Source organism: Paenibacillus sp. NPDC056579 (genome assembly GCF_042793215.1).
Taxonomy (GTDB): domain Bacteria; phylum Bacillota; class Bacilli; order Paenibacillales; family NBRC-103111; genus Paenibacillus_S.
Genome location: NZ_JBHTVD010000002.1, coordinates 81,925 through 95,529 on the forward strand (window position 1 = coordinate 81,925; position 13,605 = coordinate 95,529).

Annotated in this window: 14 protein-coding genes and 1 riboswitch; all 14 genes read left to right on the top strand. The window is 54.0% G+C overall.

Features of this window, described 5'->3' with window-relative positions:
- Window positions 1-49: 49 nt before the first annotated feature.
- Window positions 50-1,369, top strand: a complete 1,320-nt coding sequence (locus ACFQ88_RS07925) for an MFS transporter (protein ID WP_379453750.1) — start codon at window positions 50-52, stop codon at window positions 1,367-1,369.
- A gap of 160 nt (window positions 1,370-1,529) precedes the next feature.
- Window positions 1,530-2,459 (top strand): cysteine synthase A, encoded by a 930-nt coding sequence (cysK, locus tag ACFQ88_RS07930; RefSeq protein WP_239632531.1) that lies wholly within the window; start codon window positions 1,530-1,532, stop codon window positions 2,457-2,459.
- An 814-nt stretch (window positions 2,460-3,273) separates the two neighbouring features.
- The gene (locus ACFQ88_RS07935; protein ID WP_239632533.1) at window positions 3,274-3,555 is read left to right on the top strand and encodes a hypothetical protein; all 282 of its coding nucleotides are present in this window, start codon (window positions 3,274-3,276) and stop codon (window positions 3,553-3,555) included.
- 300 nt (window positions 3,556-3,855) lie between these two features.
- Window positions 3,856-4,347 (top strand): Lrp/AsnC family transcriptional regulator, encoded by a 492-nt coding sequence (locus ACFQ88_RS07940; RefSeq protein ID WP_239632535.1) that lies wholly within the window; start codon window positions 3,856-3,858, stop codon window positions 4,345-4,347.
- 13 nt (window positions 4,348-4,360) lie between these two features.
- Window positions 4,361-5,554: an aminotransferase class I/II-fold pyridoxal phosphate-dependent enzyme gene (locus tag ACFQ88_RS07945; protein ID WP_275590456.1), complete on the top strand. Its 1,194-nt coding sequence runs from the start codon at window positions 4,361-4,363 to the stop codon at window positions 5,552-5,554.
- 127 nt (window positions 5,555-5,681) lie between these two features.
- Entirely contained in the window at window positions 5,682-5,948 is a 267-nt protein-coding gene (locus ACFQ88_RS07950) for an aspartyl-phosphate phosphatase Spo0E family protein (protein WP_239632537.1), read from the top strand.
- A 159-nt stretch (window positions 5,949-6,107) separates the two neighbouring features.
- Window positions 6,108-6,644: a hypothetical protein gene (locus ACFQ88_RS07955; RefSeq protein ID WP_239632539.1), complete on the top strand. Its 537-nt coding sequence runs from the start codon at window positions 6,108-6,110 to the stop codon at window positions 6,642-6,644.
- A gap of 54 nt (window positions 6,645-6,698) precedes the next feature.
- Window positions 6,699-6,897, top strand: a riboswitch (cobalamin riboswitch).
- A 219-nt stretch (window positions 6,898-7,116) separates the two neighbouring features.
- Complete coding sequence (locus ACFQ88_RS07960; protein ID WP_379453751.1) at window positions 7,117-8,151, top strand: ABC transporter substrate-binding protein; 1,035 nt, start codon at window positions 7,117-7,119, stop codon at window positions 8,149-8,151.
- Between the two features lies 1 nt (window position 8,152).
- The gene (locus ACFQ88_RS07965) at window positions 8,153-9,190 is read left to right on the top strand and encodes a FecCD family ABC transporter permease (protein WP_379453752.1); all 1,038 of its coding nucleotides are present in this window, start codon (window positions 8,153-8,155) and stop codon (window positions 9,188-9,190) included.
- 69 nt (window positions 9,191-9,259) lie between these two features.
- Window positions 9,260-10,102: an ABC transporter ATP-binding protein gene (locus ACFQ88_RS07970; RefSeq protein WP_379453753.1), complete on the top strand. Its 843-nt coding sequence runs from the start codon at window positions 9,260-9,262 to the stop codon at window positions 10,100-10,102.
- Window positions 10,095-11,156: a nicotinate-nucleotide--dimethylbenzimidazole phosphoribosyltransferase gene (gene cobT, locus ACFQ88_RS07975; RefSeq protein WP_379453754.1), complete on the top strand. Its 1,062-nt coding sequence runs from the start codon at window positions 10,095-10,097 to the stop codon at window positions 11,154-11,156. The genes ACFQ88_RS07970 and cobT overlap by 8 nt, the downstream gene beginning before the upstream one ends.
- Window positions 11,157-11,175: 19 nt before the next feature.
- Window positions 11,176-11,775, top strand: coding sequence for a bifunctional adenosylcobinamide kinase/adenosylcobinamide-phosphate guanylyltransferase (gene cobU / locus ACFQ88_RS07980; protein ID WP_379453755.1), 600 nt, complete (start codon window positions 11,176-11,178; stop codon window positions 11,773-11,775).
- A 34-nt stretch (window positions 11,776-11,809) separates the two neighbouring features.
- Window positions 11,810-12,799 (top strand): adenosylcobinamide-phosphate synthase CbiB, encoded by a 990-nt coding sequence (gene cbiB / locus ACFQ88_RS07985; protein ID WP_379453756.1) that lies wholly within the window; start codon window positions 11,810-11,812, stop codon window positions 12,797-12,799.
- Window positions 12,772-13,605, top strand: coding sequence for an adenosylcobinamide-GDP ribazoletransferase (gene cobS / locus ACFQ88_RS07990; protein WP_379453757.1), 834 nt, complete (start codon window positions 12,772-12,774; stop codon window positions 13,603-13,605). The genes cbiB and cobS overlap by 28 nt, the downstream gene beginning before the upstream one ends.

Genomic DNA, 13,605 nt, shown 5'->3' on the forward strand with positions numbered 1-13,605 from the left:
AGGGGAAGGTTAACTAGTACGTCATAATCCTACATAACAGGTGAGAAGCATGCATTCTGGAGTAAAAGATTTTCCGCACAAATGGGTGCGAAGCAAAGACCAGCGTCCTTCGTGGCGTTACGACGATCGGGAGCATTCCCCTTCCGGCAAGAAAAAAGGAGCATTGACGGGGCAAACCCGTCTGCTATTAACCGTCCAAGGCTTGGTGGCGGCAGCCAATGCTTTGTCCGGCACCTTCGTGAACGTCTATTTGTGGAAAGCGCGGCAGGAATTCGCCTTAATCGGCTGGTTTACGTTAATCAACCATCTGGCAATGGCGCTAACCTTCTGGATTGCCGGCAAATGGGTGAAGGAGCATAACAAGATGAACTGCTTGCGCGCAGGCGTGGCGGTATCGGCTTTGTTTTATTTATTGGTGCTGTGGTTTGGAAGCTCGGCCGTCAATTATTATCTGCTGCTGGGAGTCATTCAAGGCGTGGCGTCCGGATTGTTCTGGCTTGCCTTCAATGTCGTTTACTTTGAAGTGACGGATCCCGGCAACCGGGACCGGTTTAACGGCTGGGCGGGGCTGCTCGGCTCGGGAGCGGGGATGATCGCTCCTTGGATATCGGGCTTTTTGATCGTCCATTTGAAGCAAACGAACGGATACCGGGTTATTTTTACGATTTCGCTCGCTGTTTTCATTTTGGGGGTCATCTGCAGCTTTTTTCTGAAAAAACGCAAATCCGTAGGCCACTACGAGTGGTTTCTTACGCTGAGGTGTCTGAGGGAAAAGGGTACGATGTGGAGAACCGTATTCATGGGGCTTGTCGCTCAAGGCGTTCGCGAAGGGGTATTCGGGTTCATGATCGGCCTGCTTGTGTTCGTTCATACCGGCAATGAGATGAAGCTGGGTAACTTCTCTCTCATCACTTCCGCCGTTTCCCTGGTCAGCTTCATGATCGCAGGCCGCCTGTTGAAGCCGAAATACCGAAGAGGCGCGATGCTGATCGGAGCCATTGCGATGGTTGCTGTCATATTGCCTTTCTTCTGGAAAGTAAATTTTCTGACATTACTCATCTTCGGGATTGGAGTCGGCGTGTTTTTCCCGCTTTATTCGATTCCGATGACTTCATCCGTATTTGACCTCATTGGCGGGAATGCCGACAGCGTAAGGCTAAGGGAAGAATATATCGTTATGCGCGAGCTCGCGCTTAATATCGGGCGAATATCGGGGACCGCCATCTTTATTCTTATCGTCACCCTAACTTCGGCGCCGTCCGCCATGAACTGGCTGCTGCTCGGAATAGGCAGTACTCCGCTTGCCGCGTGGTTTTTCATGCGCAGAGTTGCTGGAGGTAAGGCGGCTCAGGCGGGGAACAAAGCCTAGCTCCTTAAGCTATGCTTCCTTATTCGGGTAAGCTTGCATGACCGCGCATGACATGAGTGCGCAAGCCTCTCGCCTTGACAAAACGTAGACCGCCGTTACAATTAGGACGATAAGGTGTTGCGTTCAGCAGGACGGAAAGGTACGGAAGGGGATTGGCATAATGACGAAAAACAATCGGATGGTTAATAGTATTACGGAGCTTATCGGAGACACTCCTGCGGTACGGCTAGGCCGGATGACGGGCGAAAACGACGCGGATGTATATGTGAAGCTGGAGTATTTCAACCCAAGCGGCAGCGTGAAAGACCGCGCGGCTTTCAATCTGATTTTGCAGGCGGAGAAAGACGGCATCCTGAAGCCCGGAGCGACGATAATCGAGCCGACCAGCGGAAACACGGGAATCGGTCTCGCCATGAACGCCGCGGCCAAAGGGTACAAGGCGATTCTTGTCATGCCTGACAATATGACGAAGGAACGTATTAACATATTGAAAGCATACGGCGCTAACGTCGAGCTCACTCCGGCGGAGGAAAGAATGCCTGGGGCGATCCGCCGCGCTTTGGAGCTGAGAGACGAAATTCCGAACAGCTTCATTCCTCAGCAGTTCGAGAACAAGGCGAATCCGGATATTCACCGGACGACGACCGCTATGGAAATTATCGAGCAGATGGAAGGCAAGCTGGATGCGTTCGTGGCGACGTCCGGAACGGGCGGGACGATTACGGGCACCGGGGAAGTGCTGCGGGAGAACATCCCCGGCATTAAGATTTACGTCGTGGAGCCGAAAGGTTCGCCGGTGTTGTCGGGCGGTAAGCCGGGTCCGCACAAGCTCGTTGGGACAAGCCCTGGCTTCGTGCCGGAAATACTTAATACGAATGTATATGATGAAATTATTCAGGTTGCCGATGAGGACGCTCTGCGTACGACCCGGGAGCTGGGAAGCAAAGAAGGCATCCTTGTAGGGCCTTCTTCGGGAGCGTCGGTATGGACGGCTTTGCAAATTGCCAAGAAGCTCGGCAAAGGCAAGCGTGTCTTGTGCATTGCGCCGGATACCGGAGAACGTTATTTGAGCATGGGCATTTTCTCATAAGGGAAGCCTGTGAAACTCGAAATGGACTGTAAGCTTCCGCGGCGGAGTATCAGTGGTGAATTTCCCATTTGCGCTGTTGTTGTGGAATCCTCTGGAGCGAATGTACAGAAATGTAGCCCGTCGAACTAGGGCAAGGCGAACCTATCGGACAGGAAATCCGCTATTTATTGGATTGATGCTGCTTTTGCAGTGCTATCGGACCGAGAGTCCGCTATTTGCAGATTTCACCCCAAAAAACAGTAGTTTTTGGTAATATAACGGATCTGTAGTCCGATCGCCCTGCAAATTGACCACTTTTTGATGGAATAGCGGATCTACGGTCCGATCACCCTGCTACAGAACGTTAGGATGTAATGGTGACGTAAGGTCTGTACTTGAGGGCAGCTTAAAGTATTGGATGCCGGCATCCCTCGCCACCCTAACACAAAAAAATTTGCTCAAAGCTCAGCGCCTCGTTCGAGGTGCTGTTTTTCTGTGAAACCCTAAGCACGGAAAAAGCTGCAAGGGTACCCGCGGGGACCTACCTCCAGCGGCAGCCTGCGCTCTTCCGGGAGATCCCCTTTTAGCATTTTCAGATAAACTGGGTTACTCCATAGATAAGTTTTTCGTAGGAAAACTGGTTTCGCAAGCAGAGATACCGCACGTCCCCTTGGGTAAAAAGGGGATCTCACAGCACAGCGCCTCGTCCGGGGCGCTTTTTTGCATTGAAAAATCGGGACGTAAACATTATGTAAATATGCTGAATAAGTATTGAATAAAAATACATGTACATGTATAATTATAAACATAAGAACTCAGTAGGAAGGTGATTGCTTTGATCATTGCATTGGATAATGTGCTTCCTGCACAAGGACAGCTACAGGAGCTTCTGGCTTCCGTCGAGGAGAATGGCAGCGAATCCGGACTTGTATATGAAACGTATTGCCAAAGCCGCTGCGTCGTCGCCGCTTACGATAAAGGACGTCTGGTCGGATTAGGCAGGCTGGCCGACGAGAGCGGAGCAGGTAATCATTATGAATTTACCGTGCTTCAGGATTACAAAAACAGGGATATTGAAGCCTACATGCGCAAGCTGCTTTCCATTCAACGCATCTGACTTGTAACAACAACATCCCCATAAGATACAGCCCCGGGCCGCCGTGTCCGCGGGCTTTTTTGCTTGCAGAGGGCGCGCTCCGGTTGAGGTTGCCGAGCACGGTGAATTTTATTTTGCAAAAAGTCTGCGGTTGGGTGTAATATGAAGTAATAATTTAGTTTGTATTTTTTTAGCGAAAATTTGAGAGCATGCTTAACGGGGACAGTTCTATGCCGGGTTGTGTGCCGGGTTCCCTGCAGCAAAAGGAATGGGCATCTTGTTTTCGCTTCGCAGGGTATATTTGAGGAGGGTTAACCACCGATGGAACAGTTTAAAATGCGTATTATTGAGCTGCTTAAGGAAGACGCGAGAAGAACGCCTGCTTTAATTGCGACCATGCTGGGAGCCTCGGAGGCGGAAGTAACGGAAGCGATCAAACAGCTCGAGGAAGCGCACGTCATTATTAAGTATGCGCCTATAGTAAACTGGGCGAAGGTAGACAACGAGAAGGTTACGGCCTTGATCGAAGTACAAATTACACCGGAGCGCGGCCGCGGCTTCGACGCTATTGCGGAGCGCATTTACTTATATCCAGAAGTCAAATCCGTTTACCTCATGTCCGGAGCGTACGATTTGCTTGTCGAAATCGAAGGCAAAACGCTGAAAGAGGTCGCAGGCTTCGTGTCGAACAAATTGTCTCCGATCGATCGCGTGTTATCGACCAAAACGCATTTTATTTTAAAGAAATACAAGCAGGACGGCATCACTTTTGAAGACCATGAGGACGATCGCCGTATGTTAATTTCACCGTAAAGGATGAATAGCGATGATCAACCAACAGCAAGGAACCACTTCCAAATCCATGTCGGATTACTTGGCGCCATTAGTAAGAGAGATACCGCCTTCGGGCATCCGCAAGTTTTTTGATCTCGTCAGCGCGAGCAAGGACATTATTTCGCTCGGCGTCGGCGAGCCGGACTTCTGTACGCCATGGCATGTGCGTGAAGCTTGTGTGTATTCGTTGGAGCGCGGCAATACGAAGTATACGCCCAATGCAGGCATGCCCGAGCTGAGGGAAGCTATCGCCGAGTATTTGTACGATTCGTTCCATACGCCGTATGAGCCGGCAGATGAAATTCTCGTTACGGTTGGCGGCAGTGAAGCCATTGACTTGGCATTGCGGGCTTTGATCGTGCCAGGAGATGAAGTGCTCGTGCCGGAGCCGTGCTACATATCCTATTCACCGATTACACGGATCGGCGGAGGGATTCCGGTAGGCATTGAAACGTTCGCCAAGGATAACTTCAAGCTGACGCCGGAAGCGTTAAAAGCGAGCATCACACCGAAATCGAAGGTGCTGATCCTCTGTTATCCAAGCAATCCGACCGGTGGCATCATGACCTACGAGGATTGGCTGCCGATCGCCAAAATCGTCGAAGAGCACGATTTGATTGTTATTTCCGACGAGATTTATGCCGAGCTGACCTATGAGCAAAAGCACGTGAGCTTCGCATCGATTCCGGGAATGCGCGACCGGACGATTCTCGTCAGCGGCTTTTCCAAGGCGTTCGCCATGACGGGCTGGAGAATGGGCTATGCCTGCGGTCATAAGGATTTGATTTCGGCGATGCTCAAAATTCACCAGTATACGGTAATGTGTGCTCCGGCGATGGGTCAGGTGGCAGCTCTGGAAGCGTTGAAGAACGGGATGGAAGAAAAGGACCGCATGGTAGAGTCTTATAATCAGCGGCGCCGTCTGGTTGTGCAGGGCTTCCGTGAGATCGGTCTGGAGTGTCATGAGCCGCAAGGCGCATTTTATGCATTCCCTTCCATTGCGTCTACAGGCCTAAGCTCGGAGGATTTTGCCCAGCGTCTGTTGCATGAAGCGAAGGTTGCAGCCGTGCCCGGGCACGTGTTCGGACTGGGCGGGGAGGGCTTTGTACGCTGTTCTTACGCTACTTCGGTCAACCAGCTGCTCGAAGCAATTGACAGAATAGGTAATTTTATCCGTAAATTATAGTTTCGACAAAAGTAGTCATTTCCAACCTCGTGAAAAACTGGTATCTTTAATAGTATAGAAGTTTCATGCCATTATTCTCGTATGAGACTTCTGAGTCTAAAGATATGCTTTTGAAGGGGGGATGAAAATGGCTTTTCCTGAATATCGGCTTAGGCAGTATATGGATATTAGCTGGATTCGAGAGAAAGATGATCGAGCCAAGTGGATTTTTGGAAAAAAGAAACAGTCTTCATCTGCCTTATCTTTAGAAGAAGAAATTTATAATCTGCGTTTGGAGCTGGAGCAGCTTGTTCAGCGCGAGAAAAGTCTGACTTCTCCGAACGTCGTAGAGATCAGCATGATGCTGGATAAAAAAATCAATGAATATATGAATCAATACAAGAGGAACCGGTGAGGTTCCTTTTTCGTTGCTGACGAAACGGTAAGGCGAAAGCGATTTGTGCAACACATATTCCCTTCTTATCTTTTTTGATACAACCTCGACTTTTATGATATGATGAGGGCTAGAAATAGAGAGGAATTCTCGCGTAAAGATTGCATAAGGAGAGGGATCATGAGAGGCAAAATCATGCTTATGCTGATGCTGCTGGCAGTGCTTGCCGGCTGCGGCGGAGGGCCGAAGGCCGACGTACCGATGTTTATGATGGGGTCCAATGGCATTCCTGCCGAGGTGGGAGACAAGCTGCAGGCGGCATTGCAGACGAAAGTCGGAACGGCGCCGACCGTTAGCATCGTGACGACACCGATTTTTTCTATGGAGAAATTAATAGTGGAAATCGCTGCGGGGGAGAACGGCATCATTGTCGTACCTACGGAGCAATTCAAGCAAATCGGCCAGCAGGGCGGCTATGTCAGTCTGGATAATGTGGCGAAGCAGGAGGATTTCCCTGACGGTGTGCTGGAATTGCCGGTAGACACCAAAGACGGGGCTGCGAAAAAAGAAAAGCATCTGTACGGGATTCCTTTGGAGCAGTCCAAATGGTTCACGGAGCTGAAGCTGAACGGCAAGGATTTGGTAGCTTTCGTCCCGGCCAATGCCAAAAATCAGGATAAAGTGATGCAAGTGATGAAGATCATCGCTCAAAAATAGGCAAGCGACATACAACAGTGATAGTTCAAGGTGCTACCAGGTATCGGATTCATAATTTCATAGATTCGAAGAGGTGCCTGCGAGCAGGAAGCTTGCTTGCGGGTTAAAAGGGAAGCCGGTGACAATCCGGCACGGTCCCGCCACTGTATTTGGAGTGACCCTCATGAAGCCACTGTACCCTGTCACGGGAATGGGAAGGCGAGGCGTCGCAAGATCCATAAGTCAGGAAACCTGCCTCGTTCGAATACCGACCGACCTTTTCGAGGAAAAAAGGAGCGTCACGCACAAACGGTTCTCGGTTGAGAGCCTGATTGCCGTTTGATAAGCCGTAAGCCCTCTGATTCCTTTTCCACAAATGAATCAGAGGGATTTTTTTGCTGCTTTCCAAGCCGGTTTCCGGTTTTTAGTTAATAGCAATACAATTGATAAGATTCCGGGGTCATCTCGGAAGAGAAAAGGGAGTTATATGGATATGACAAGCAATCATTCACGTAAAAGCACGAAAAAATGGCTGGCCGCCGTACTGGGCCTTGCGCTGGTATTCAGCGCCGCCGGCTGTGCGCCGAAGCAACCGCAGCAAACACAGCCTCCGGCAACCGGCAATTTGGTTGATCCTCCCAAGGCGGGCGGGAATCAAACCGGTCAGCCGGCCGCTCAAGCCAAAGCGACGGTATATCCGATCAAGGTGAAAGATGCGACAGGCAAAGAGTTTACCTTCGAGAAAGCGCCGTTCCGTATCGTATCGGTATCCCCGAGCGAGACGGAGACGCTGTTCGCTCTGGGCTTGGGAGATAAAGTGGTCGGGGTATCCGATTTCTGCGATTATCCGGCGGAAGCGAAGTCGAAGCCGAAGATGGGCAGCATCGTGAAGCCGAATGAAGAGGCACTGATCGGTGCTAATGCCGATGTCGTACTGACGGGCGTATCGATGAAGGTTCCTGTCGTGGAGCAGCTGAGAGGCTTGAAGGTCAACATGTTCAAGGTGGAGCCGAAGACGATCGACGACGTAATGAACAATATTATTATGTTCGGCCAAATCTTCGATAAGCAGGAGCAGGCGGAGAAGCTCGTCGCTTCGATGAAAGCGGATCGTCAGAAGGTGACGGATGCCGTGAAGGATTTGAAGCCGGAGCAGAAGAAAAAGGTGTTTATCGAGTTCTCTCCGGGCTGGACGGTAGGAAAAGGCGAGTTCATGGATGAGCTGATCACTCTGTCCGGCGGCATTAACGTATCTTCCAACGTTACGGGTTATGCCAAGCTTAACGAGGAAAAAGTGATTGCGGACAACCCGCAGGTCATTTTGTACCCGAAAAACCTGATCGACGAGCAATCGAAAAAATCGATGGATCAAATTATTAAGGAGCGCAGCAGCTGGGCTTCGATCGACGCCGTCAAAAACAACAAGCTGTCCGGGGTGGACAAGGACACGATCAGCCGTCCGGGGCCGCGCATTACGGCAGGTCTGCTGGAGGTTGCCAAGGGCATCTATCCGGAATTGGTGAAATAGGATGAAACGGAGGCTAACCGTTTGGGGAGGAGCGGGGATTCTGCTCCTTCTTCTTTCCGTGACGATCAGCTTGTCGATCGGTACGGTTCATGTGCCCATTGTGCACGTGTGGAAAATATTGCTGCATCACGTGCCGTGGATCGGCACATCCGTGCAGCCGGACTGGCAGCCGGCCTCCGAGCAGATCATCTGGCGCGTCCGATTCCCGCGCGTGCTGTTAGGGCTGCTCGTCGGAGCCTCGCTCGGCATTGCGGGAGCCGCCTTCCAAGGAGTGCTGCGCAATCCGCTGGCCGACCCGTATACGCTCGGCGTTTCCTCGGGCGCTTCGGTCGGCGCGTCCTTTCTCATTTTGTTCGGTTTGCAGTTTGCGCTGCTGGGCATCTGGACGGTACCGGTAGTGGCGTTTTTCACAGGCGTCCTGTCGCTGGTGACTGTACTCTTGCTGGCCAGGACCGACGGAAAGCTGCGCATGGAGGCGTTAATTTTGTCCGGCGTCGTCATGCAGGCATTTCTCGGCGCCTTCGTGTCGCTGATGGTGACCATGTCGAAGCAGGTCATTAATGAAATCGTGTTCTGGTTAATGGGCAGCCTCGCGCTTCGGGGGTGGTCGTTCTCGCTCGTACTGCTGCCTTATTTGGCAGCAGGCGCGCTGATTTTGCTCGGATATGGCCGAGCTATGAATTTGCTTGCGCTTGGGGAGCAGCAGGCGGCCTACCTGGGCATCCGTGTCGAGAGGACGAAGGTGGTTGTGCTCACATGCGCAACGCTGGTTACTGCGGCAGCCGTGTCCGTATCGGGCGTCGTAGGCTTCGTAGGACTGATCGTCCCGCATTTGCTGCGACTGCTGGTCGGGCCGGATTACCGGCTGCTGCTTCCTTTATCGATCATTGGCGGCGCTTTCTACGTATTGTGGGCGGATACGCTGGCCCGAACGCTGCTTAGTCCGACGGAAATTCCTTTAGGGGTAGTGACGGCTTTTATGGGGGCGCCGTTTTTTGCTTATTTGCTGAAAAGAAACAAGCGGATATCCGGAGGCTAGTCGATCGGATATCGCTGACGGAGCTCGCAGCTCTGCGCTGCGACTGATAAGTGAAGGGGGGCGTAAGGGATGCCGAACGAGATCATCGAGGCAGACGATGCCGGTCTTGCCTATAACGGGCAGACCGTATTGAAGCAAATCCGGTTCTCCGTACAGCAGGGGGAATGCTTCGGCATCATTGGGCCTAACGGCAGCGGCAAATCGACGCTGCTCAAGCTCATTGCCGGCATCGAGAAGCCGGCATCCGGCCAAGTGCTGCTGGAGGGCAAGCAGGCGCATCTGTATCCGCGCAAGCAGCTCGCGCAATGGGCCGCCGTGCTGCAGCAGGATGCGCTGCCGCCCCTTGGCTTCACGGTGCGGGAGATTATCGGGATGGGACGGTACCCGTTCCAAAATTGGCTTGGCGACGAGAAGGGAGCTTACGATGCGGAGCAGCTGATCGACGGCATCGTCGAGCGGCTGCAGCTGCAGGAGCTTCAGCACCGCAGCATCGACCGGCTGAGCGGCGGTGAGCGGCAGCGTGTGGCGCTTGGCAAGGTCATGGCGCAGCAGCCGCGGCTTTTGCTGCTGGATGAGCCTACCACTTACCTGGATATCGGATACCAGGTGCAGATGATGGAATGGATCCGGTCGTGGCAGCAGGAATCCGGGTTGACGGTGGTAGCCGTCCTTCATGAGCTGAATTTGGCGTCGCAATATTGCGACCGGCTGATGATGCTGCAGGAAGGGCTGATCGTCGGCATCGGGAGACCGGAGGAAGTGATCCGCAGCGAGCTGCTGGAGCAGGTGTATCGGACTCAGCCGATCGTGCTTAAGCATCCGGTATCGGGTGTACCGCAAATATTGCTGCAGAGCGCCGCAGAGGGCGCTGTGTCTAATAAAGCTAGGGAGAGGAGTCATACGGATGTCTAAAGCGTCATTGTATCAGCTTGCGGCCGAAATAGGGCCGCTGCATTCATCAGCCATCGAGGCGGCGGGCCGTCACCTCGATCAATTGACCAAGCCGCCGGGGAGCCTCGGCAGGCTGGAGGAGGTAGCCCGGCAGCTGGCGGGCATTACAGGAGAGACCGTACCGTCCTTAGGGAAAAAGGCGGTTATCGTCATGGCAGGCGACCATGGAGTGTGCGAGGAAGGTGTGAGCGCATTTCCGGCGGAAGTAACGCCGCAGATGGTGCTTAACTTCCTGAACGGCGGAGCGGCCGTCAATGTATTGTCGCGGCATGCCGGAGCGGATGTCGTATGTGTCGACATCGGCGTTAATGCCGAGCTGGATCATCCGCAGCTCTATTCGCGCAAAGTGCGCAAGGGGACGCGTAACATGGCGAAGGAAGCGGCGATGACGGAGGAAGAGGCTCTGCAGGCGATTCAAGTCGGCATCGATCTCGTCAAAGAGCTCGTCGACGACGGCTATTCACTGTTCGCTACAGGCGAGATGGGGATAGGCAATACTACGGCGAGCTCCGCTCTGTTAGCCGTGCTTACAGGCACGGACATCGGGACTGCGGTCGGCCGGGGGACGGGCATCAACGATGAGAAGCTGCTTCATAAGCAAGCGGTCATTGAGCGCGCGATTAAGCTGAATCAGCCCGATGCGGACGATCCGATCGATGTGTTAGCCAAACTGGGGGGGGTGGAGATTGCCGGTCTCACCGGCGTCATTCTGGGGGCTGCGCTGCATCGCCGCCCTATCGTCATCGACGGCTTCATATCGTCGGCTGCGGCTCTGATTGCCAGCCGAATCGCTCCGCAGAGCGTATCGTATATGATCGCCTCGCATTTGTCGCAGGAAACGGGGCATGCGCGCCTGCTGGAAGCTGTAGGCTTGTCGCCGATGCTGCATATGGATATGCGGCTCGGAGAAGGGACCGGAGCCGTACTGGCTTTCCCGCTCATTGAAGCATCGGTGAAGGTGATGAAGGAGATGGCTTCGTTCGCTTCGGCGGGGATATCCTCATCCGATCAATAAGTGAGAAGGAGGAGGACTTATGCTCGTTTTGGTAACGGGAGGAGCGCGCAGCGGCAAGAGCTCTTTTGCCGAGGCATACGCTTCGAGTTTAGCCGGGGAGGGCGTTTACATCGCCACGGCCCAGGCGTATGATGAGGAAATGAAGGATCGGATCGCATTGCACAGACAGCAGCGGGATGAAGCCGGCTACCGGTGGACCACCGTGGAGCAGCCGTATGAGCTTGCGGGGGCTCTGATGCAATGGGCGTTGAATACGGAAACAGGGGCAGAAAAAGCTGCCGGCAGCCCGAAGGCTCCGGTAGTTCTGATCGATTGTCTCACCTTATGGCTGTCCAACTGGCTGCTCCGTTATGAGCAGGAGCCGGATGCGGAACAGCGTGTGAAGGGAGAGCTGGATCAGCTGGTTGCCGCCTGCCGGCGTTTCGCCGATAGTGGCCGTAATCTCGTATTGGTTACCAATGAAGTCGGGTACGGTCTTGTGCCCGAGTACAAGCTGGGCCGGCAATTTCGCGATTTGTCGGGCATCATGAACCAGCGGCTGGCTCGCGAGGCGGAGCAAGTATTCCTTGTGACAGCCGGCATTCCGATAGAACTCAAGAGCCGGGCTTTTAGCTTGTAGCGGCTTTCGGCAATAGAGCGGGCGGTGGACGAAGGTGTTGTTTTATTCCTGGCAGGAGACGGCATGGATGCTTGTCGCTGCCATTGTTATTGATTGGTGGGTCGGCGATCCGCGCTGGCCGACGCATCCGGTTATCCGGATCGGACAGTGGATTCGCTGGGTGGAATCGAAGTTGCACCCGTCAGGGAGCTCCCGCGACGGTTCTCCCGCATCGCAGCGTCTGCGCGGGGTGATGCTGACCGTTTCCACTCTGGCGGTAGCATTTGCAGTGATAGGGCTTCTGCTATGGGCGGCCAGAGCGTTTCACCCGTGGCTCGGTTATGCGGTTAACACATGGTTCATCTCGACGACCATTGCCATCAAAGGGTTGAAGGACGCTGCGATGAAAGTGTTCATTCCTTTGTCGGAGGGACGGATGGAGGAGGCCCGTACCTACACAGGCTACATTGTAGGACGGGATACATCGCAGCTGGGCGAAGCTGAACTGACAAGGGCTACGGTGGAGACGGTAGCCGAAAATACGGTGGATGCAGTCGTATCTCCGCTGCTCTATGCTTTAGTAGGAGCGGCTCCGCTTGCTATGCTGTATCGTGCGGCGAATACGCTCGATTCCATGGTTGGCTATAAAAATGACAAATACCTATATTTCGGCTGGGCGTCAGCTCGCTGGGACGATGTAATGAACTGGATTCCGGCACGCTTGACCGGATTGCTGCTTGTGGCGGTCGCCGCCTGCCGGAAAGGCTGCTCGGCGGTTAGGGCAACCAAGGCGGTGTTCCGCTTTGCCCGTCTGCATCCGAGCCCGAACAGCGGCATCCCGGAATCGGCGGTTGCGGGAGCGCTCGGCATTGAGCTGGGCGGCACCAACGTATACCACGGCCGGACCAGCGAACGGGCCCGGATGGGCTGGCCGCTCCGGGAACGGCGGATGGACGATATTGTCCAGACCGTACGTCTGCTGTACGGCGTAAGCATTTTGATTGCGGGAGGGCTGTTGTGCGCACTTGGCTGGACTTTATGGTAAAAGGGTTGGCGGGCTGTGCCGCAGCCTTTCAATTTTTGACCCGGCTTCCCGTTCCGGTGACACTGCATTACGACGATGCGCTGTTTCGCCGAAGCGTCGTATTTTATCCGCTTGTCGGAACGGTTCTGGGTGTGCTGCTCGGCTGCGCCGGATTGCTGTTTCAAGGCTGGCTGTCTCCGGGCGTTACGGCGGCGATTATGCTCGTATGCTGGATCGCTATGACCGGAGGCTTGCATCTGGACGGATTGATGGACACGGCGGACGGCATTTTCAGCTACCGGTCGCGGGAGAAAATGCTGGAGATTATGAAGGACAGCCGGGTGGGAGCCATGGGAGTCATCGCCTGCGTCCTGCTGCTGCTGTGCAAATGGACGCTGCTCCAGCAATGGCTGCCTCTGAGCTGGGAAAGCACCTTGTTTGCCCTGCCGCTAGCCACATTGTGGAGCCGTTGGTATATGGTCGTTGCGATAGCTTGCTGGCCTTATGCCAGACAAGGGCAGGAAGGCGGGGGAGGGCTCGGATCGTTTTTTCGCGGGCTTGGAGCGAAGCATTTGGCGATCCATACGGCGGTTGCGCTGCTGCTGTCTTGGCTGCTGGTGGTTTGCCTGGGGAAGGGTCCTTTTTCCGTACATGGACTGATTATCGTCGGCTCGGCTGTATTGACCAGTGGGCTAGGAGGGGCTATGATCAGCCGGTTTCTCAGCAGCAAGCTGGGAGGTCTTACCGGCGATACTTACGGGGCGTTGAACGAAGTGCTGGAGACGGTGCTGCTGCTGGTGCTGTACGGCGTTATCCGCTATGTGTGA

Excerpts from the sequence above, each read along its gene's own strand:
- ACFQ88_RS07925 (WP_379453750.1), top strand. The coding sequence starts at position 50 with ATGCATTCTGGAGTAAAAGATTTTCCGCACAAATGGGTGCGAAGCAAA.
- cysK (WP_239632531.1), top strand. The coding sequence starts at position 1,530 with ATGACGAAAAACAATCGGATGGTTAATAGTATTACGGAGCTTATCGGA.
- ACFQ88_RS07940 (WP_239632535.1), top strand. The coding sequence starts at position 3,856 with ATGGAACAGTTTAAAATGCGTATTATTGAGCTGCTTAAGGAAGACGCG.
- ACFQ88_RS07945 (WP_275590456.1), top strand. The coding sequence starts at position 4,361 with ATGATCAACCAACAGCAAGGAACCACTTCCAAATCCATGTCGGATTAC.
- ACFQ88_RS07950 (WP_239632537.1), top strand. The coding sequence starts at position 5,682 with ATGGCTTTTCCTGAATATCGGCTTAGGCAGTATATGGATATTAGCTGG.
- ACFQ88_RS07955 (WP_239632539.1), top strand. The coding sequence starts at position 6,108 with ATGAGAGGCAAAATCATGCTTATGCTGATGCTGCTGGCAGTGCTTGCC.
- ACFQ88_RS07960 (WP_379453751.1), top strand. The coding sequence starts at position 7,117 with ATGACAAGCAATCATTCACGTAAAAGCACGAAAAAATGGCTGGCCGCC.
- ACFQ88_RS07965 (WP_379453752.1), top strand. The coding sequence starts at position 8,153 with ATGAAACGGAGGCTAACCGTTTGGGGAGGAGCGGGGATTCTGCTCCTT.
- ACFQ88_RS07970 (WP_379453753.1), top strand. The coding sequence starts at position 9,260 with ATGCCGAACGAGATCATCGAGGCAGACGATGCCGGTCTTGCCTATAAC.
- cobT (WP_379453754.1), top strand. The coding sequence starts at position 10,095 with ATGTCTAAAGCGTCATTGTATCAGCTTGCGGCCGAAATAGGGCCGCTG.
- cobU (WP_379453755.1), top strand. The coding sequence starts at position 11,176 with ATGCTCGTTTTGGTAACGGGAGGAGCGCGCAGCGGCAAGAGCTCTTTT.